Here is a 19545-nt window from a genome sequence, read left to right on the forward strand (position 1 = left end):
TCAGGAGCCGTCGAGCATGCGCACCCTCTACCCTGACATTACCCCTTACGCCGAACATCGACTCGATGTGGACACGATCCACCAGATTTACGTGGAGGAGAGTGGTAACCCGCAAGGTATTCCGGTGATATTTATTCATGGGGGACCTGGGGGCGCAACCTCACCAACACACCGCTGTTTTTTTAATCCTGGCCACTACCGTATTATCCTGTTTGACCAACGCGGCTGTGGGCGTTCAACACCGCATGCCTGCCTGGAAAACAATACCACCACTGATCTGATTAGCGACATGGAGTCTATACGGGCACACCTGGGGATTGAGCAATGGTTGTTATTTGGCGGCTCCTGGGGTTCAACCCTGGCGTTGGCCTATGCCCAGGCACATCCTGATCGGGTTAGCGGCATGATTCTGCGGGGTATATTTCTGTGCCGCCAGCAGGATATCCACTGGTTTTACCAACAAGGCGCCAGTGCTATTTTCCCGGATTACTGGGCTGACTTTCTGCAACCCATTCCTGCCGCAGAACAGCATGACCTGCTCACTGCCTATTATCAGCGACTTACGGCTGATAATGAAATCGCTCGTATGGCAGCCGCCAAGGCCTGGTCCATCTGGGAAGGCCGCTGCTCTACCCTGCACCCCAACACCGATATTGCCACCCACTTTGGTGAACCCCATGTCGCCCTGGCGATGGCTCGCATCGAAGCCCATTACTTTATGAATGGCTGCTTTATGCGCCCTGGACAACTCCTGGATGAGGCCCATAAACTGCAGGATATTCCCATAACCCTGGTGCATGGCCGCTATGATGTCGTTTGCCCAATTGAGCAAGCCTTTGCACTGCAGCAGCGATTACCCCATGCCGAATTCAACATCATCCGCGATGCTGGCCATTCGGCCTTCGAGCCCGGCATTACCGATAACCTGATCCGTGCAACCGATCGCTTCGCTAACCAAAGGGCCTGAACATGAAAGGCTTAATACAGCGCGTCACCCATGCCAGGGTTGATATAGCCGGTCAATGCTGCGGAGAGATAGGTCCGGGAATTTTACTGCTACTGGGTGTAGAAAAGCAGGATAGCCGTGAAACGGCGGATAAACTGCTACAAAAAGCACTGAATTATCGTATTTTTTCCGATCAGGATGGCAAGATGAATCTCAGTCTGCAGCAAACCGGCCAAGGCCTGTTGATTGTGTCTCAGTTCACCCTGGTCGCCGATACCCGCAAGGGACTTAGACCCGGCTTTTCGCAAGGGGCAACTCCGGCATTAGGCGAGCAACTCTATGACTATTTTGTCCAGCAGGCCACGGACCTACATAGCCCGGTTGCCTCTGGCCGGTTTGGCGCTAACATGCAAGTCAGTCTGTGTAATGACGGCCCGGTCACCTTTTTGCTGCAAAGCTAAGATGGATGCGCATTGGCTACCTGACTCGTCAGACAGTTTCCTGTAGAATTTCCGCCCTGATTTAGTCTTTCGTCTAATTAACTTTTTTATCTAATTAACCCTGGAATTCACATCTATGAGTTCACCTAAAATCTGGACCCATAAAGGGACCTTTCTACTGGCAGCCGTTGGCTCAGCTGTTGGCCTTGGAAACCTCTGGCGCTTCCCCTACCTGACCGGAGAAAACGGTGGCGGTGCTTTCATTCTGGTCTATGCACTGACTATTGCCCTAGTAGGGATACCCATTCTGATTGCCGAGTCATTGCTGGGTCGTGCCAGCCGTAAAAGCCCGATTATGGGTATGAAATATCTGACCGAGTCGCATAATACCAGTCGCAACTGGCGTGCTATCGGCTGGATGGGCGCCTTTGCCGCTTTTATTATCCTGAGTTTTTATTCTGTCATTGCCGGCTGGGCAATTCATTACGCTGGCTTGATGTTCTCCGGATCCATGGTGGGCGCCGATGCTGACACGATTAGCAACTCATTTGGAGCACTACTGGCCTCACCGGGCTTACTCTTGGCCTATCACACCCTGTTTATCCTGGCTTCCGGCCTGATCGTTGGACTGGGCATCCACAAGGGTATTGAAAGCGGCCTGAGATTCATGATGCCTGCACTGTTTGTCATTCTGATGATTGTGCTGGGCTATGGCATTGTTGCCGGTGACGCAGTCGCTGCCATGCGCTTTTTGTTTACCTTCAACCTCAGCGATTTGAGCTTGGAAGGCTGGCTACAGGCCATGGGACAATCCTTCTTCACCCTGAGTCTGGGCATGGGCGCCATCATGGCTTACGGGGCTTACATGTCCAGCGAAGCCTCACTGACCCGCACCGCCATCTCCATCGCGGTTATCGATACAGCCATTGCGCTGCTAGCCGGTATAGCCATCTTCTCGCTGGTATTCGGCAGTGGATTGGAAGCAGGACAGGGTCCGGGGTTGATGTTTGTAACCCTGCCGATTGCCTTTGCCGAACTGCCTGCCGGCTGGCTGATCGGTGGCATATTCTTTATTCTTGTGATCGGCGCCGCGCTAACCTCGGCTATCTCTTTGGTTGAGCCTGTAGCGGCCTACCTGGTTGAACGCTTTGGTCTGAGCCGCCCAGTCGCAGTGGGTCTCATGATCAGCCTGTGCTGGTTACTCGGCCTGCTTACCGTATTCAGTTTCAATATCTGGTCGGAAGATAGCTTCAGCCATCAACTCTTTGGTCGTTCGCCCTTTGATGTACTGGAGTTTATTACCAATATCATGATGCCACTGGGCGGACTGCTGATTGCACTTTTTGCGGGTTGGGCACTGAGTCGACAAGAAGTGATACGGGAAATGTCAACTAACGAAGACTGGTTCAGTATATGGCAGTTTCTGGTGCGATTTGTTGCACCTACTGCTGTGGCCTTTGTCTTCCTTCGCACCATTCCCCAGATTGATGGCTACCTGATTCCGGCTTTGGGATCAGTCCTGTTGATTGGAGCATTTACGGCAGGAAGAACCTTTGTTCAGCGTGGCTGATCATTGAAGCAACCAAAAAGCAGGCCAAGGCCTGCTTTTTGGTTTTAGCGCTCTTAGTTACAACTACAGACTCGTATTACAGGTCAAATTCGCGCTGAATCGGCTGGCGATGCTGTAGAAAAAGCAGCGCACTGCCATACAGAATTACCACATAACCCAATAATTCCATTCCTTCCTGCACGGCATTTTTCACCAGCGCAGGAGCATCGACTCCCGCGCCAGCATCCAGAATAGCCTCCCAAAATGAACCTGTTCCGAAAACGCGACTGAAAAACAACACGATTGCCAAGCCTGCCAAAATATAAGCAAAGGGAACGGAACGTGTTGCCTCAGCCATAGCTGGCACCAGGTTTTTTCTGAATAATGCGACCAGAGCAAAGGTCAACAACACGACTAAAGCTACTGGGTATCTCCAAAAGCCATGGCGAATCTTATCAAACAGGTAATCCAGCTCACGCAAAAACATCGATAGAAACATACCCGCCACAAGCAATAGAAATCCGCGTTGCTTTGGTAGTTTAATCACCAACGCATACATCAACACACTAGACAGCAGCAAAGCCGTTTCCTGACTGATTTCAGTGACGCTCAGTTCTGGCATGCCGTGTCCGATGACTTCCACATCCAGCAACACAGCTACAGGCACCCACAGCATCCCCGACACCAAAATGAGAAAACTTAATGCCGCCCGTTTGATTACTCGGACATCCTCAATAGCCATGCTTACACTCCTTTACAAAATAAAAGGCTATTGTCATCCAAGTAACCGTGACTGTCGAGCCTGAGCTACCCTCCTTGAGATTGAGTAAGCTTAGCCAGCACGCGACTTTCTTCAACCAAACGAAACCAGGTATCCGCTATTTGATTATGCAGTTGACTGATATCGACCTGAATATCATCAATAAATGCATGCAGACTCTCAGGTTCAGAAGCCAACAGAGAAACATCGGCCTGGGTAAGGTGCTGCAAACAGTGCTCTGCTGCTGCAATGGCATTGGCGCCACCTGGCAAAGTATCCAACTCACGACTGATACGTGTGAAGCAACACGCCACCGCTCGCGGGAAGCGCTGATCCTGTAGCAGAAAGCGCAACACATCCGGTCCGCGCACCCGCAGACGCACATGCTGCCGGTACATCTGGAAGCCGGTCAACGACTTCAACACACTAACCCACTGCAGGGTTTCAAACGGGGTAAAGTCATCCGAATTGCGCGGCAACAGATTAGCTGAACGCACATCGATTATTCTTGTTGTCATATCGGCGCGTTCGATCTGCCGACCCAACATCAGAAAAGTGCGTGTCTGCGTATAGCTGAGCGTTCCCGCGATCATGCCATTGACTGCTTCACAGCTGCGAATGACACGGTTCAAGAAGGTATCACGATTACGCGAAGTGATGCCGGACTCTACCTGACTACTGATCGTTAAATACAGTTGATTTACTTCCTCCCAGATACGTCGAGGCATTACATCCCGCGTAGTTCTGAGGTTTTCACGCGCCGCAGCCAGCGATGAAATAATTGACCCACTGTAGCGGCGATCACCACACAAAAAGCTCAATACACTGGCTTCATCCTGCTCCGAATAATACTTTTCAAATATGTCTTCACTGCCAGTAATGGTCACCAACGTAGCCCAGCCCAGACGGGTGGCGCGGGGGAAATCCAACAACAAATGGCTATTAACACTGATCAGACGCGCCGTATCCTCTGCACGCTCAAGGTAACGGGCTAACCAATACACATTTTCTGCAACTCTAGATAACATGGCTTAACCCTCTCTCACATCAACAACCCAGGTGTCTTTACTGCCACCCCCCTGCGACGAATTCACCACCAGCGACCCTTTGGTCATAGCAACACGGGTCAATCCACCCATGGTCACATAAGTCGAATCACCGCCAGACAGGATAAAGGGACGCAAATCGATATGACGGGGTTCCATGGCATTCCCGCAGAGTGTCGGTGCCGTTGACAGTTTTAAGGTGGGTTGCGCCATGTAGTTACGCGGATCAGCCTTGATCAATTCGGCAAAGGCTTTGCGTTCACGTTTGCTGGCATGTGGACCGATCAGCATGCCATAACCTCCCGACTCATTGGCGGGTTTCACCACCAGTTTATCCAGATTATTAAGGACATATTCCCGGTCTTTTTCAATCATGCACAGATAACTGGGCACGTTAGGCAATAAGGGTTCCTGATCCAGATAATAACGAATAATTTGTGGCACGAAGGCATACACAATTTTATCATCAGCCACACCAGCACCCGGCGCATTGGCCAGGGCCACCTTGCCAGCCCGCCAGGCCCGCATCAGCCCGGGCACACCTAAGGTGGATTCAGGATTGAAAACCTCTGGATCGAGGAACATATCATCGATGCGGCGGTATATAACATCCACCTGCTGCAGGCCATCAACCGTTTTCATGTAAACATAGTCATCATCACTGACCAGCAGATCGGAACCCTCGACCAGCTCGACCCCCATCTGCTGTGCCAGGTAGGAGTGCTCATAGTAGGCCGAGTTGTAGATGCCAGGTGTCAAAATCACTATCTGCGGCTCATCACCGGGGCGCGGCGACATAGCCGCCAGCATATCAAACAGCTGATCGGTATAATCATCTACCGGCTGGATACGCCCAGTGGCAAACATTTCAGGTAATACCCGTTTAATAACGTTGCGGTTTTCCAGCATGTAAGACACGCCAGAAGGCACCCGCAGGTTGTCTTCCAGAACATAGAGCGTACCGTCGCTGTCTCGGACCAGATCTGAGCCACAGATATGTGCCCAGACATTATGCGGTGGCGAAATACCCACACACTGGGGTCTGAAATTCACTGACTGAGCCAATACTTCGGCCGGGAGAACACCATCCTTTATAATGCGCTGATCATGGTAAAGATCATGAATAAACAAGTTCAGTGCCTCTACCCGCTGACGCAGACCAGCAGCCGTTTTCTCCCATTCTGTGCGGGGAATAATGCGTGGCACCGGATCAAAAGGCCAGGCGCGGTCTATCATGCTGCCTTCGGTATACACCGTAAAGGTGATACCCATGGTTTGTATGGCCACATCAACGGCATGCCGGTGCTCTGTCAATTCTGCCGATGCTAGCTTCTCAAAGTAATCACACAACATGCGTGCTTCGGCTCTAGGCTGTCCAGGCGCCGCAATCAACTCATCGTAAAAATCTTTGCACGCATAATCTTGCCAGTTCACTTTCGTCATAGCGTGTTATCCATTGTTGTCATCATACCGATAGAGTTTTATTTGCAATTGCTGTACCAGCTCAGTGGTATCAGGCCCTATACTCTGAAGTGAATAGATCCAGCTAAGCCGCCATGCACTTAAAAGGCGCCAATTGCACTTAAATAGTGCACAAAATGCAACCAAATGGAGCGTTTGCCATGCTTGGTTTCCGCATACCAGCCTCAGCCTAAGCCTGATTGTCTCTTAGGTATAGCTTATTAATGACCAGGTAGGTTATATCTGGCATATCTGTTGCTGATGAACCATCATAGATTCTGAAAGCCTATCTTTTCAGCAGGGTAAGAGATCATGACGATTCGCGTTGCACTGAAGCACACCACCCGATATGACTTTGATAAACCGGTGCACCTATCACCACACTTGATCAGGCTGCGCCCTGCGCCTCATTGCCGCACACCGATCGACGCCTATTCACTCAAGGTGTCTGGTGGTGAGTATTTTATTAACTGGCAACAGGACCCCTTCGGCAACCATTCAGCCAGACTGGTTTTTCCAGAAAAAATCCGCCGCCTTCAAGTGGATATAGAACTGATTGCGCCCATGACAGTGATCAATCCGTTCGATTTTTTTCTGGAAGATTACGCCGATTTATTTCCCTTCAGCTACCCTGAAGAACTGTGTAAAGAGCTTAGCCCTTACTTAGAGATTACCGAATCAGGCCCTTTGTTAACCCAATGGGTCAAACAGACTTCAACCGAACCTGCCGCTGTCGTGGATTTTCTGGTCGGATTAAATCAGAAGCTGGCAGCAGATATTGAATACACCATCCGTTTGGAACCAGGCGTACAAACGGCTGAAGAAACCTTGCAGAAGGCGCTGGGATCCTGCCGTGATTCAGCTTGGCTGATGGTCCAGATTTTACGCCACCTCGGACTCGCCGCTCGTTTTGTTTCCGGCTATTTAATTCAGTTGAAAGCCGACCTCAAAGCACTGGATGGCCCATCAGGAACTGACACCGACTTTACCGACCTGCATGCCTGGACCGAAGTGTACATCCCAGGTGCTGGATGGATAGGCCTTGATCCAACGTCTGGCATGTTGGCTGGGGAAGGGCATATTCCTCTGGCCGCCACCCCCTCTCCTTCCAGCGCAGCACCCATCACCGGCACATCGGAACCCTGCAAGGTGACCTTTGACTTTGCCATGGAAGTCACCCGTATCCATGAAGATCCACGTGTTACCAAACCCTACACGGATGATCAGTGGCAAGCGATAGACCAACTAGGCGAACGTGTTGACCAGATACTGGAACAGGAAGATTTGCGCCTAACTATGGGCGGCGAGCCCACCTTTGTCTCTATCGATGATATGGATGCAGAGGAGTGGACCATTGCCGCACAAGGGCCGAATAAACGCCGCTTAGCTGAAATTTTGTTGCAGCGATTACGGCCCCACTTTGCTCCCAACGGCCTAATCCACTATCAGCAAGGCAAGTGGTACCCTGGTGAGTCACTTCCGCGCTGGGCCCTGGCCTGTTATTGGCGTCGGGATGGCAAGCCCATATGGAAGGAAGATCGCTGGCTGGCCGACATCCACAAAAATTATCGTCTGGATGCTCAGGATGCCCGTCAATTCGCCACAGCCCTGACAACACGTCTCGGGCTGAAGCCGCAGCATTTGATCCCCTGCTATGAGGATGCCTACTATTATCTGTGGCTGGAACGTAAACAGCCTGTGGACATTGATCTCAGTAAAGAAGATCTAAAGAGTGATGAAAACCGCCGTCGACTAGCCACCCTGCTTGAGCAAGGCGTGGATAAAATCACTGGCTTCACCCTGCCCCTTGGACGTGATCTTAAACAGAACCGCTGGCGTTCAGGAGACTGGCCGGTCCGACGTCGACAACTTTATCTGATTCCTGGGGATTCTCCGATGGGCTATCGTCTGCCGTTGAGCGAGCTGCCATTGGCCGGACAGGAAGAACAGCACCACCCAGCCTCTTTATTTGAGGTCAAGCCACCATTACCGGATCTACATGGTGAAATTGCCAGCCGCTACAGTGCCTGGCTGCACCAGGAGCCCACCCTGGAGCGCCCTGAGGCACAGTTACGCCAAGAGCAGCACCCTGATGCTGACGAGAGCAGAATCATCCATACAGCCCTCTGTGTTGAGCCTCGTGAAGGCAAATTATTTGTGTTTATGCCGCCACTGGCGGAGTTGGAACACTATTTGGAACTACTGGTACAGATAGAACATACTGCCGCTGAACTGGAGCTGCCTGTCTGCCTGGAAGGCTATCCACCACCAGCTGACCCGCGTATTGAAAAATTCATGATCACACCGGATCCAGGTGTGATCGAAGTGAATATCATGCCTTCCCGCACTTGGCGTGAACTGGTCAACTCCACCCACCGACTTTACGAAGAGGCCCGCCTGGCCCGTCTGGGTACTGAAAAGTTCATGTTGGATGGACGCCATACCGGAACAGGCGGCGGTAACCATGTCACCCTGGGTGGTGCCACACCAGCCGATTCTCCCTTCTTGCGACGTCCGGCTCTGCTGACAAGCATGATTACTTACTGGCAGCACCACCCAAGTCTGTCCTTCCTGTTTGCTGGCATGTTTCTGGGGCCTACCAGCCAGGCACCCAGAATTGATGAAGCACGCCATGAAGCCCTCTATGAGCTGGAAATTGCCTTTCAGCAAATGCCGCCGGGTGAGGTGCCTCAACCCTGGATAGTTGACCGTTTACTTCGTAATCTGCTCACGGATATCACCGGCAACACCCACCGCGCTGAATTCTGCATCGACAAGCTCTATTCACCTGACAGCCCGACCGGCCGTCTCGGGCTACTGGAGTTACGTGGTTTTGAAATGCCACCGCATGCACGCATGAGTCTGATGCAGCAATTGTTGATCCGGGCACTCGTAGCACGTTTTACCCGTGACCCCTACCGCAAAAAATTAGTGCGCTGGGGAACCGAGCTGCATGATCGCTGGATGTTGCCACACCACCTCTGGACCGACCTGCTGGATGTTCTGGATGATCTACGCAATCACGGATTTGATTTTAATCCTGAATGGTTTGCCGCCTTCCTGGAGTTTCGTTTCCCGCAATACGGTGAAGTCATCTACGATCAAGTCAAAATCGAATTACGCCAGGCCATTGAGCCCTGGCATGTGCTTGGAGAAGAGGTCAGTGGCGGTGGCACCGCACGCTATGTCGATTCATCTGTTGAGCGCTTGCAGGTAAAAGTCTTTGGCTTTAATCCGGCACGCCATATTCTGACCTGTAACGGCAGGCGTGTTCCGCTACAACCCACCGGCGTTAACTCAGAAGCGGTAGCCGGTGTACGTTACCGTGCCTGGCAGCCACCTTCGGCCCTGCACCCAATGATTCCCGTTCACGCACCCCTGGTATTTGACCTGATTGACAGCTGGAATCAACACTCTCTGGGAGGCTGCACCTACCATGTATCTCACCCGGCAGGGCGTAATTATGAAAGCTTCCCGGTGAATGCCAATGAAGCTGAAGCCAGACGCTTAGCGCGTTTCTGGGCACAGGGACATACCCAGGGCAAGGTGAGCATCCCCCCTGAGGCCATTACCGGTGAATACCCGCACACACTGGATCTTCGCTATAACCACAGCAAACCCGGTGCAACTGATATATGATAAGTCGTTTTTCAACCAAGTAGTGATGCAATGTCAGACCTGAACTCACTCAACACAGACATGCAGCAACGCCTGAAGGCTTATCTGCAACAGCGTATCCAAGGTGGCCAGTCATTAGCCGGATATGATGAATTGCTGAATGCTGATCAACGCATTCGCGCGCACTGGCAGCCAGTACTGGACGAGCTTTCCAAGTTTGACCGCGAAGGTCTGCGCAGCCGCTGTGATGAGGCGCAGAACTTACTGCATGAAAACGGGGTGACCTTCAACACCTATGAAGATGAACCCGGACAACTGCGCTCCTGGCAACTGGATAGTCTTCCCTATGTCATCAGCACTGAAACCTGGGATCATCTTGAGCGCGGCCTGATGCAGCGTTCAAGACTACTGGAAGCCATCGCACAGGATCTTTACGGCCCACGCACCTTGATCACCACCGGGCTACTCCCCCCTGAACTGATCCATAGTTTTCCTAGCTACTTGTTACCGGCTGTGAATGCAACAGGCAGCCAGGCGCGTCCCATGCTGATTTTTCATGGCACCGACCTGATTCGAAATGCCGAAGGCGAATGGCTGGTGCTGTGTGACTGGACACAATCACCCTCCGGTGCTGGATATGCACTGGAGAATCGCATCACCCTCGCGCGCGCACTTCCCAGCTTATACCGGGAAGCTCCGCTGAAGCGTCTGGCGGGCTTTTTACAGGCACAACACCGAGCCTTGGCGTCACTATGCACCACGCAACGCGAACAACCCAATATCGTACTCTTATCACCTGGCCCTGGCAGCCCCGGCTACTTTGAACATGCCTGGCTAGCCAACTACATGAATTTTTCCTTAGTTGAGGGCGCCGATCTGGTTGTCAGGGATGGACATGTGTCTATGCGTACCCTGGGTGGATTACGCCAGGTGGATGTGATTGTCCGACAAATAAATGACCCCTGGTGCGACCCGCTGGAACTGCGCGGTGACTCTTTGCTAGGAGTCCCTGGTCTGATGCAGGCCGCTCGTGATGGTGATGTTGAAATAGCCAATGCATTGGGTACCGGCATCCTGGAACATCCCGCACTGGCCGCCTATATGGATGAAATCTGCCAGCGTTTACTGGGCGAATCGCTGATATTACAAAATCGGCCAACCCTCTGGGCGGGTGATGCCGCGCATTTATCCAGGATACTCACATCACCACAGCAGTGGCTTTACCGTGACATTACCGAGCCAGCCAAACTCATTCGCACGGATAAACTCTCAGCCGGTGCTCTGGCTCAACTGCTACAAACCATCCAGACTAACCCTCACCGTTATGTGGCCCAAGCCAAACTGCAAGCGGCCACCTCTCCCGTATACAACACCCGTTCTGATCAATTCGAAGCGCACAACATCAATTTGCGTTTCTTCAGTCTGATTGAACCTGACCACCTATTTTCCTCCCCTGACAAACGGCTCTATCGCATCATGCCGGGTGGACTGGCCTGGTTAGGAGAACCTGGTACTCTGCTGATGGAAAGTCACATGGTCAAGGATATCTGGGTCATGGCTCCAGTACCTCAACCCCATATCAGCATGCTGCGACAAGCCAATGGCCCGATTGTCGTTACCCGCGATGGTAACGATTTGCCCTGCAGGGTCGCTGACAGCCTGTTCTGGATGGGGCGTTACGGCGAACGTCTGGACATACGTTCACGATTGCTACGTGAAACACTCGGTCGTTTCCTGCAAGAAGACCAAACGGCGGAAGATTCCGGACTTCTGCCCGACCTGTTCACCGCATTGGAAGTAGAGCTGTCTGAAGATCCAGACACGCCAGTAAACCAGACAGAACCTGATCCACTGCCTGGCTACAAACACACCTATCTGAACTATCGCAATCGATTGCTGGAGTTGTTTGAAGAACATCACACCGATGGCATGCCCTGGCTGTTCAGTCACTTTCTGCGCAACTGCAGGGCCGTCAGGGACCATTTGGGTGATGATGCCTGGCGCACAGTTAATGGACTGCGCCAGCGCTTTAATGATATGCCACGCACGCAAGGCATTATCGTAGGACAGCGGCAGCTGGAAGGCGTAGTAACTGACCTGGCGGCTTTTTTTGGGCTATGCAATGAGACCATGCCACATCACTATGGCTGGCGATTCCTGGATATTGGCCGCTTTATAGAACGGGTACTCTGCACCCTGGAACTCCTTAAACTGGCACTGCTAAGTGCACGGCAACCGGGCATTCCCTTATGTGAAGTGGTGCTAGCTACTACCGACAACTTCACCGTATACAGGCGCCGTTACCGTTCACAACTGCATCCGTCTGCCATTCTGGACCTGCTGCTGTTTGACGAAACCAATCCACGCTCAGTAGGCTATATGCTCAAGCGCCTGGAACGACAGATCCAGCGTTTACCCCAACCCGGTTCCACGCCTTACCGTAATCAAGAAACACGACTGGTAATCCAGGCCACCAGCGCACTACACTTAGTCGATATTGATCAGCTTAGTGATGTTGAGAACAGCGAAGCCTCTCGAGCGGCACTCGAATCACTACTGGATAGCCTGATTGCGCCACTGTCAGAACTGACCAATGCTATTTCACACAGTCATTTCAGTCATGTTGAGGCGCCTATTCAGCTAGTGACGATGCAATCTTAGGTTTACTATAATCATAACTACGATTTTCTGGCCACCGCCCCTATGAAATATCAATTACGCCATACCACCCGGTATGACTATACCAACGATGTAACGCTGAGCCACAACGAAGCGCGTATATTACCCCGTGACCTGCCTTGGCAAAAGGTAACTGATACTCGTCTGTACATCAGTCCACAACCGATCAGAATCAGGGAGCGCCTGGACTTTTTCGGCAACCGTGTCAGCTACTTCACTATTCAGGAACTCCACTCCAGCCTGGAGGTAACGCTGACCAGCCAGATCACCACGCTGCCGCGTCAACTCCCTCCAGTGGATACGGCCGCCATGTCTTGGACTGATGCGATACAAGCATTACGCTCAGCCGACAGCAACGCAGCCAGAAAGCTGCTGATGCCAGATGCTCGCTTAATGATGCTGGATTCGGACTTTGTCCGCTGCCATGAGCTGCTTGCCGACTATGCCCGACAAGCATTTACCCCTGGGGCATCCCTGGTAGATGCTGTCTATGCTTTTAACCAACAGATCTTCACTGAGTTCACCTATGACCCTGAACATACCACCATCGCCACACCAGTGTTGGAGGTACTTGAAAGCCGCCGTGGGGTCTGCCAGGATTTTGCTCATCTGGCGATTGCCTGCCTGAGATCACTGGGTCTGCCTGCTCGCTATGTCAGCGGCTATATGGAAACACTCCCGGCACCCGGACAACCCAAACTGCAAGGCGCCGATGCCACGCATGCCTGGCTGGCGGTAGGCGTTCCCGGCTGGGGTTGGCTGGAAATAGATCCAACTAATGGAACCCTGGCAGATGAACGCTATATCACCCTGGCCTGGGGACGTGACTTTGCCGATGTAACCCCTCTGAAAGGAGTGATGAGTGGTGGTGGTAAACATCAGCTTTCCGTCGCTGTTGATGTTACGCCACTAACCGACAAACACCTGATGGAGCTCTTCTGAGTAGCTACGAAAGCCATCAAAATGGATTATCGATTCATCTGAACAGCTAAAAAATCAGGCCGGTAGATCGGTCTGATTATGACGATTCAATGATCGCCAGTGCATATTTTCATCGGAGAGAATGTGCGTCAAGGTACCCAGCAATTCACGCAACTCTTGAGTTTGCTGCCACTGTCGCTGTGCACTGACAGGTTCATGCTCGGCTGCGCGCTGACGAAAATCATCACAGGCCTCACTGAGCACACTAAGCTTTCCCCATACCTGACCCGCCAGGGACGACATACGCACCACTTCATTGTGGTTAAGAATACCGTGTATCGCCGCCCCCCAGGCTGGAAAAAAAGCCGTGAAAATTAGGATCCAGGAAATTTTTACGAAAAAATGTAGCGTAACGGCAAGAAAAGTAATGAAAAACAATCCAAATGCCAAACGGTGCAGATAACGATGATCACGGTGGAGGTTATGATGACTAAGGGCAAAGTAATGCCGATGCTCATCCAGCACCTGGCGCAGGTAGTCAATCATCGCTGGATTATGTTGCGTCAGGTGATAGCGTGGTGCCGCTTCACGGTTTAGCGGTAATCCCTCAGCAACCAGCGTACGTTGAAGCAGCCAGTTTTCAGCACTCGTGAGCTGCGCCTGCCTGTGCTTGCCTGCTGGACTCCAAATCGGCTGCAAAAAAGCTTGTGGTAATACTAACAGTGGGTAACCAATGCGTAGATAGCGCAGTTGCTCTGCTAAATAGCGATAACTCATCCAGTGGCCATGCCAATCTCGGAAACGTGCTTGTAGTACATGGCCGACGATAAAACGCAGTAGAACGAATTCAAACACGGCCCAAACCATTAGTAACCCAGGCAGATTGGCAGGCCAGATGCTTAAGGCACCCGCAACGGCACAAAACACGGCAAAAGCGGCCGCATAATAAATCATCCAGATGCCATCACGGTGCCGTCGCCCGAAGACACTGGCTTGTTGCTCAGCCCAATTGAACATCGCAGCCAAGTCAGGCTCTTTGATGGGATTATTGATTGCAACACGCGGTATCACCTTATGATAGCCAGCCATCGCGCCAGGAGGGCTTAGCGATGCTTTCAAATCAGTCAGATTTAGACGTGCAATTGCGGAACAAAACAGATGTAACCGACTGATCAGACGCTCACGCAAACTGATGCCATGTGGCTCCTGAGTCAACAAGTCAAGCAAGCGGGATTCCTGAGATCGCTCTGGCGGACTGAGCATCACCAGCAACCATAGATAGGCTCCGGACAACCAGCGGGATAACGATACAGGCTTAGGATGGCGCCCCAAAGTGAACAGGTAGGCCAACCAATGATAGAGATAAATCAATACAGGTTGCTGCTGCTTGATCTGTTGCAGTCGCTTGTTCTCGACTGACTGGCTGTTCATGGCTGGCATAAACGGCACCAGTAATAACTGCATCCAACCCTGTAGCGCATTACTGAGCAACGCTTCATTTTCAACTGGAGAAAAAAAACGCAGCAGTAATTCAGTATCGCAACTTAGGGTTTGCAGCTCCAGCAGGCGAGCTTCAGTCAGTGACGCTTGACGACTCAACATCAGCACGGGTCGGCCCTGCTGCGACTCCGGACTGATCAGCACAACCGGTTTGCGCCTTAACAAAGCAGAACGGATAACCCTTGCCGTACCACTGGCAATCAACATCGGTTCCTGCTTATCCCAGACAGCAACGAGCAGATCAGCAAAACTCAGTGCCAGATCATCGCGCAGGGAGTAATCATCCTGCGACAAGGGTTGATCCGGTATCGGTGAGTGCATCCCCAACACAACTGTTGGCTCGGCAGATGAGGCCGCTGTATTTTGTCTGTCAGTGGGCGTGATACGCTGCAGTGAATAACCACAAGTACTGGCCTGTAGTGCGGCCATGCTATCAATACCCGAGGCTTCGCCCGTCAGCAATCGATAGCTGAAAGGCTCTTGAGCATACACCTCTGCACCTTCATGGAAGGCCTGCTCAGCGACTGAACGTATGGATAGTAGTGTACGTTGCAAACTCGACTGCAACTGCTCAGCATTCAAAGCACCAGACTCAGACGTAAACCAGTTTCGCTCCAGGCGTTGTTGGCGATGGCCTGCCACCAACACACTGAATACCGGGCGCGGACTGGGGATCGTCTGTATCATGTAACCTTCACATCAGTGTCCGGAGAAATATTGGATAAGAGCCAAAGGCTCCCTGACGTTCAGCGTGTTAAGCGTTTAAAAAAATCTGGCATGTCATAACCGGCCTGCTGCAGCGCAGCTACCAGCTGTTCACCAGCCAGGCTGTACCGCTGGCTTAGAGCCCAGAGCATGCCACAACGTGCTCCGGAGCGACAATAAGCCACGACAGGTAGGGCGGCTTGATCGAGTATACGACCAAAATCATCACCCTGTTCATCCATAACCTGACCGGAAACCACCGGTTGATAAAACCACTGCATGCCCAGACTTTCAGCCAATGCCTGTAATTCAGCCGTACTTGGCTGTCCCGCCTCTTCCTGATCAGGACGATTGCATATCAGCGTTTTCACCCCAGCATCGGCAAGTGCCTGAACATCCTCAGCCGTCAATTGCCCAGCAGCTTTAAGTGACTCAGTCAATTGACGCATAGGCGGTAAGGGGTGGGACATTAACAACCTCCGGCGGAAAAATAATAATTCAATATCAATACACTATAGTTCAAGATAAGGCTCCAGGCGATCACCTAGTTCAGCCAGCCACTTTTGCAACCAGACCTGCCCAGCCGCAGCCAGCCCCTGGGCACTGACGTCTGGCAAGGCTTCAGATTGCTGCCACTGCCAACTGACTACAGGCTGCCCATCAGCGCGAAGAAGATCCGCATGAATAACGACCAGCAGGCGCTGGGATGTTTGATCCAGATGCCACTGCTGCAAGTTGATTCTCAGGCGATGATTGCCATCAACACCCGGCTGGTCGACAAGCACATTTACGCCGTCAAGCCGGCCACTGAGATAATCAGAAGCAATCCGCTCAATCTGTTCAGGCAGCGGCTCTGTCCAAATATGATCACGAAAAGGAGTCAGTTGATGCTGTCCAGTCTGATACCACAGCGCGCGACTACTCAAAGCCGTAGTAGCCTGAGGCATTTCCAGGATCAAGGTACCTTTTTGCGCTGACCAGACCGTCTCTGTTGCATGTTCAGTTGCGTTCACCGGCATTAGTTGTAACTGCACCGGCGCAGGACCTTTTTCCGGCAACACAGAGCAACCAGCCAATGACGCCAGTAACAACAGTAGAGTTATTTTAAGTAGTTTCATTTTTGCTCTCCAGGTCCTGCAGGAATTTGTCCGGGACCTCTAATCAGTATATCGCCATCACGCACCAATGTTTCCGTCAATACCCGGGTTTCTCTCAACACCGGCACCAATTCACGTGCCAGTACCTGACCGTCACGGGACATAGCACCCAGTTGCCGATTAGTTTCGCCCAAGGTATCAGCAAAGAGTTCACGAAAAGCCTCTAACTCATCAGGGAAAGATTGGCTCTGCTGCGCAAGTGATTCAGATAATCGGGTCATGGAACGAATCAATTCATCCCAGGCTTGGGGATCCAACTGGCTCAACTGCTGCTCAGCCGTCTGCGACAAACTCGCGATTGAAACCATCATATCACTGAGTTGTGCACGCATATGCTCATCACTCAATTGTTTCAATTGATCGCTCAATTGATTTAGGTTTTCAGACAGCTTATTAAACCGATCCAGGGTTTCATTTAATGCCTCAGTAATTTGCAACAGTCTGGAAGACTGACTTTGAATGACGGCCGGCTCTTTATCAGAGGTCTCCAATAAAGGAGAGTCAATAACCCCGCTTCGTATCTCCACATACAGCAATCCGGTTATGCCCTGATTCTGCAGCGACGCAACGGAGCCTTCCCGTATGGGCACATCCGGATCAATGCGCAATTCAAGACGCACACGCCCCTCCTGCGCTCTATCCAGGGCTATATGTTCAACCACACCGACAGGTACCCCCAGAAAACGCACACTGGCGCGTTCATTAAGACCTGCAACCGACTCAGAAAAATAGGTGATATACGTCTGTCTTTGAGTCTGACGGTCATCTCGGGTCATCAAAGCCAGCATCGCAACTCCCGCCAACACTAACAGCAATACAAACGCCCCCACCAGCGTATAGTTTATGCGTGGATTCATGCTGTAGACTCCAGTTTTATCGCCGCACGCTTAGCGCGGTTGTTGGCAAAATAGGCTTTAATCACCGGATGTTCATCCTTCACCATCATTTCTATCGGCTGTTTGGCCAGCACGCGTTGATCACCCAGAAACGCCACTTGGTCGGTAACACGCCAAATGGAATCGAGGTCATGTGTAACCAAGATCAATGTCAGGTTTAGCGAGGCATGCAACTCCAGCAACATATCATCAAAAGCTGAGGCACCCGCCGGATCCAGTCCCGCCGTTGGCTCATCTAACAGTAACAAAGCAGGATCTAAAGCCAAGGCTCGTGCTACTGCAGCGCGCTTGAGCATACCACCACTCAGTGACTGCGGGTACAGATGTGCGGCCTGCTCTGGCAACCCCGTCAGGCGTAGCTTTAGCATCGCCAGTTCTTCCAGTAAAGACTGGGATAACCGTTGGTGCTCCTGCAAGGGCAAAATGATATTTTCTAATACTGTCAGACTAGAAAATAGTGCGCCCTGCTGAAACATCATGCCGATTTGCTTACGCAGTCCCGCCAATCCCTGACCGCTAAGCTGAGTCACCGGCTGGCCAAAAAGCATAATCTCTCCGGCATCAGGCTCCCGCAACAGCGCGATTTCGCTCAGCAACACTGATTTACCCGTACCACTTCCTCCTACCAATGCCACCCGCTCACCCTGGTAGATCGTCAGATCAAGCTGATGATGGACAACATGGTCCGCAAACTGAGTAGCTATGGCCTGTAATTCAACAATTTTATTGTGCTCAAGCATAGCCATTACCAACCCAATTGCGCAAACAGAATGGAAAACAGTGCATCCACAATGATTACCAGGAAGATACTCTGAACAACACTGCGCGTGGTACGGTGGCCTACAGCCTCGGCCCCACCTTTAGCAAGAAAACCCTGCATACAGCCCACATTGACAATTAATAGTGCAAAAACTGGCGCTTTGATCAGCCCGACCCAGAAATGAACCGGGTCAACGGTAGAAGCAAATCGCTGAATAAACTCAACCGCACCTAAATCCAATTGTATTGATGCCACCAACATCCCACCACCAATCCCCGCCAGCATCGACAGCACAGTCAGCAATGGCATCACCAGCATCAAGCCCAGCAGCTTGGGCAAGACCAGCCAAACAAAAGGGTCTTGACCCAGGCTTTTCAACGCCACCACTTCCTGATTCATCTGCATCGTCGCCAGTTGCGCTGCATAGGCTGACCCAGAGCGCCCTGCCACAATAATGGCACAGATCAGAGGTGCAAGTTCACGCAGCATAATCAGCGAAATCAACTCGACAACAAAAATATTTGCACCATAAGTAGCCAGTTGCAGACCACCCTGAAAAGCAATAACAGCACCCAGCAAAAATGCCAACAACGCGATAATAGGCACAGCATTTAGCCCATCCCGTTGCACCACATCCAATAGTAATTTCACCTTTAGCTGACGTGGGTGCTTAACCAGGCTGAGCAGTAATACGCTCAGTTGACCAGCAAAATCCAACAACTGCCGCGCATGTACAACACTATGCAGCGTTTGCCGTCCCAACTCAGCCAGAGGATTCAGGCGTTTTTCACTGGTCGGCACATCCGTCAGGCGCCCTTTCACAAACGTCAGTAGATAGATTTGTTCCTGCGTTAGCCCTTGTGGCCAATGTCGAGAGTCAAACCCCACTAATTGCAACAGTACTACCGCACCATTAGTATCCAGCGCATCAATCTTGGCTTCTGTCGGTGGAGACTGACGCCAAGACTGGAGTAATAACTGTTGCTGCGCCAAAAAGCGCGTATCCCAGCTACCCACCACACAAATAGACTCACCTGAACGGTTTATCATCGGTAATTCAGCTTGTTCACTCATTTCCGCGGCTCCTTAACTGACCGCATACTAACA

The 19545-nt window shown here is 51.7% G+C and carries 15 protein-coding genes; 6 read left to right on the plus strand and 9 right to left on the minus strand.

Annotated features, from left to right (window positions below):
* The first annotated feature begins 16 nt into the window (after positions 1-16).
* The 3 genes from pip to ACN0R1_RS12970 all read left to right on the plus strand — a co-directional run bounded on the left by pip (position 17) and on the right by ACN0R1_RS12970 (position 2956).
* Positions 17-967, plus strand: a complete 951-nt coding sequence (gene pip, locus ACN0R1_RS12960; RefSeq protein ID WP_417583494.1) for a prolyl aminopeptidase — start codon at positions 17-19, stop codon at positions 965-967.
* A gap of 2 nt (positions 968-969) precedes the next feature.
* Entirely contained in the window at positions 970-1407 is a 438-nt protein-coding gene (dtd, locus tag ACN0R1_RS12965; protein WP_417583496.1) for a D-aminoacyl-tRNA deacylase, read from the plus strand.
* 115 nt (positions 1408-1522) lie between these two features.
* Positions 1523-2956 carry a sodium-dependent transporter gene (locus ACN0R1_RS12970; RefSeq protein ID WP_417583498.1) on the plus strand — a complete coding sequence of 478 codons (1434 nt, stop codon included), beginning with the start codon at positions 1523-1525 and terminating at the stop codon, positions 2954-2956.
* A gap of 76 nt (positions 2957-3032) precedes the next feature.
* Here the strand turns inward: ACN0R1_RS12970 and ACN0R1_RS12975 are convergent, their stop codons facing one another.
* The 3 genes from ACN0R1_RS12975 to ACN0R1_RS12985 all read right to left on the minus strand — a co-directional run bounded on the left by ACN0R1_RS12975 (position 3033) and on the right by ACN0R1_RS12985 (position 6184).
* A complete protein-coding gene (locus ACN0R1_RS12975; RefSeq protein WP_417583500.1) occupies positions 3033-3677 on the minus strand; it encodes a hypothetical protein in 645 nt (214 codons plus the stop codon).
* A 65-nt stretch (positions 3678-3742) separates the two neighbouring features.
* Positions 3743-4723: an alpha-E domain-containing protein gene (locus ACN0R1_RS12980; protein WP_417583502.1), complete on the minus strand. Its 981-nt coding sequence runs from the start codon at positions 4721-4723 to the stop codon at positions 3743-3745.
* Positions 4724-4726: 3 nt separating this feature from the next.
* Positions 4727-6184 carry a circularly permuted type 2 ATP-grasp protein gene (locus ACN0R1_RS12985; protein WP_417583504.1) on the minus strand — a complete coding sequence of 486 codons (1458 nt, stop codon included), beginning with the start codon at positions 6182-6184 and terminating at the stop codon, positions 4727-4729.
* Between the two features lie 330 nt (positions 6185-6514).
* Here ACN0R1_RS12985 and ACN0R1_RS12990 point away from each other — a divergent pair, with 330 nt between their 5' ends.
* Genes ACN0R1_RS12990 through ACN0R1_RS13000 form a run of 3 tightly spaced genes read left to right on the plus strand, consistent with a single transcriptional unit; the run spans position 6515 to position 13441 of the window.
* Entirely contained in the window at positions 6515-9841 is a 3327-nt protein-coding gene (locus ACN0R1_RS12990; protein ID WP_417583506.1) for a DUF2126 domain-containing protein, read from the plus strand.
* Between the two features lie 30 nt (positions 9842-9871).
* A complete protein-coding gene (locus ACN0R1_RS12995; RefSeq protein ID WP_417583508.1) occupies positions 9872-12481 on the plus strand; it encodes a circularly permuted type 2 ATP-grasp protein in 2610 nt (869 codons plus the stop codon).
* Positions 12482-12523: 42 nt separating this feature from the next.
* Positions 12524-13441 (plus strand): transglutaminase family protein, encoded by a 918-nt coding sequence (locus tag ACN0R1_RS13000; protein WP_417583510.1) that lies wholly within the window; start codon positions 12524-12526, stop codon positions 13439-13441.
* 54 nt (positions 13442-13495) lie between these two features.
* Here the strand turns inward: ACN0R1_RS13000 and ACN0R1_RS13005 are convergent, their stop codons facing one another.
* The 6 genes from ACN0R1_RS13005 to ACN0R1_RS13030 are packed head-to-tail and all read right to left on the minus strand — an operon-like array spanning position 13496 to position 19512.
* Positions 13496-15607 carry a hypothetical protein gene (locus ACN0R1_RS13005; RefSeq protein ID WP_417583512.1) on the minus strand — a complete coding sequence of 704 codons (2112 nt, stop codon included), beginning with the start codon at positions 15605-15607 and terminating at the stop codon, positions 13496-13498.
* 59 nt (positions 15608-15666) lie between these two features.
* Positions 15667-16095 (minus strand): TIGR01244 family sulfur transferase, encoded by a 429-nt coding sequence (locus ACN0R1_RS13010; protein ID WP_417583514.1) that lies wholly within the window; start codon positions 16093-16095, stop codon positions 15667-15669.
* A gap of 42 nt (positions 16096-16137) precedes the next feature.
* A complete protein-coding gene (locus tag ACN0R1_RS13015; RefSeq protein WP_151053466.1) occupies positions 16138-16743 on the minus strand; it encodes an ABC-type transport auxiliary lipoprotein family protein in 606 nt (201 codons plus the stop codon).
* Complete coding sequence (locus tag ACN0R1_RS13020) at positions 16740-17639, minus strand: MlaD family protein (RefSeq protein WP_151053465.1); 900 nt, start codon at positions 17637-17639, stop codon at positions 16740-16742. The genes ACN0R1_RS13015 and ACN0R1_RS13020 overlap by 4 nt, the downstream gene beginning before the upstream one ends.
* Positions 17636-18418 carry an ABC transporter ATP-binding protein gene (locus tag ACN0R1_RS13025; protein ID WP_417583516.1) on the minus strand — a complete coding sequence of 261 codons (783 nt, stop codon included), beginning with the start codon at positions 18416-18418 and terminating at the stop codon, positions 17636-17638. Before ACN0R1_RS13025 ends, ACN0R1_RS13020 begins: the two co-directional genes overlap by 4 nt.
* 5 nt (positions 18419-18423) lie before the next feature.
* Complete coding sequence (locus ACN0R1_RS13030) at positions 18424-19512, minus strand: MlaE family ABC transporter permease (RefSeq protein ID WP_417583518.1); 1089 nt, start codon at positions 19510-19512, stop codon at positions 18424-18426.
* Between the last annotated feature and the right edge of the window lie 33 nt (positions 19513-19545).

This window comes from Nitrincola sp. (genome assembly GCF_048264025.1).
In the GTDB taxonomy this organism is placed as follows: domain Bacteria; phylum Pseudomonadota; class Gammaproteobacteria; order Pseudomonadales; family Balneatricaceae; genus Nitrincola.

Coding starts and splice junctions, on each gene's coding strand:
- pip (WP_417583494.1), top strand. CDS start 17: ATGCGCACCCTCTACCCTGACATTACCCCTTACGCCGAACATCGACTC.
- dtd (WP_417583496.1), top strand. CDS start 970: ATGAAAGGCTTAATACAGCGCGTCACCCATGCCAGGGTTGATATAGCC.
- ACN0R1_RS12970 (WP_417583498.1), top strand. CDS start 1,523: ATGAGTTCACCTAAAATCTGGACCCATAAAGGGACCTTTCTACTGGCA.
- ACN0R1_RS12975 (WP_417583500.1), bottom strand. CDS start 3,677: ATGGCTATTGAGGATGTCCGAGTAATCAAACGGGCGGCATTAAGTTTT.
- ACN0R1_RS12980 (WP_417583502.1), bottom strand. CDS start 4,723: ATGTTATCTAGAGTTGCAGAAAATGTGTATTGGTTAGCCCGTTACCTT.
- ACN0R1_RS12985 (WP_417583504.1), bottom strand. CDS start 6,184: ATGACGAAAGTGAACTGGCAAGATTATGCGTGCAAAGATTTTTACGAT.
- ACN0R1_RS12990 (WP_417583506.1), top strand. CDS start 6,515: ATGACGATTCGCGTTGCACTGAAGCACACCACCCGATATGACTTTGAT.
- ACN0R1_RS12995 (WP_417583508.1), top strand. CDS start 9,872: ATGTCAGACCTGAACTCACTCAACACAGACATGCAGCAACGCCTGAAG.
- ACN0R1_RS13000 (WP_417583510.1), top strand. CDS start 12,524: ATGAAATATCAATTACGCCATACCACCCGGTATGACTATACCAACGAT.
- ACN0R1_RS13005 (WP_417583512.1), bottom strand. CDS start 15,607: ATGATACAGACGATCCCCAGTCCGCGCCCGGTATTCAGTGTGTTGGTG.
- ACN0R1_RS13010 (WP_417583514.1), bottom strand. CDS start 16,095: ATGTCCCACCCCTTACCGCCTATGCGTCAATTGACTGAGTCACTTAAA.
- ACN0R1_RS13015 (WP_151053466.1), bottom strand. CDS start 16,743: ATGAAACTACTTAAAATAACTCTACTGTTGTTACTGGCGTCATTGGCT.
- ACN0R1_RS13020 (WP_151053465.1), bottom strand. CDS start 17,639: ATGAATCCACGCATAAACTATACGCTGGTGGGGGCGTTTGTATTGCTG.
- ACN0R1_RS13025 (WP_417583516.1), bottom strand. CDS start 18,418: ATGCTTGAGCACAATAAAATTGTTGAATTACAGGCCATAGCTACTCAG.
- ACN0R1_RS13030 (WP_417583518.1), bottom strand. CDS start 19,512: ATGAGTGAACAAGCTGAATTACCGATGATAAACCGTTCAGGTGAGTCT.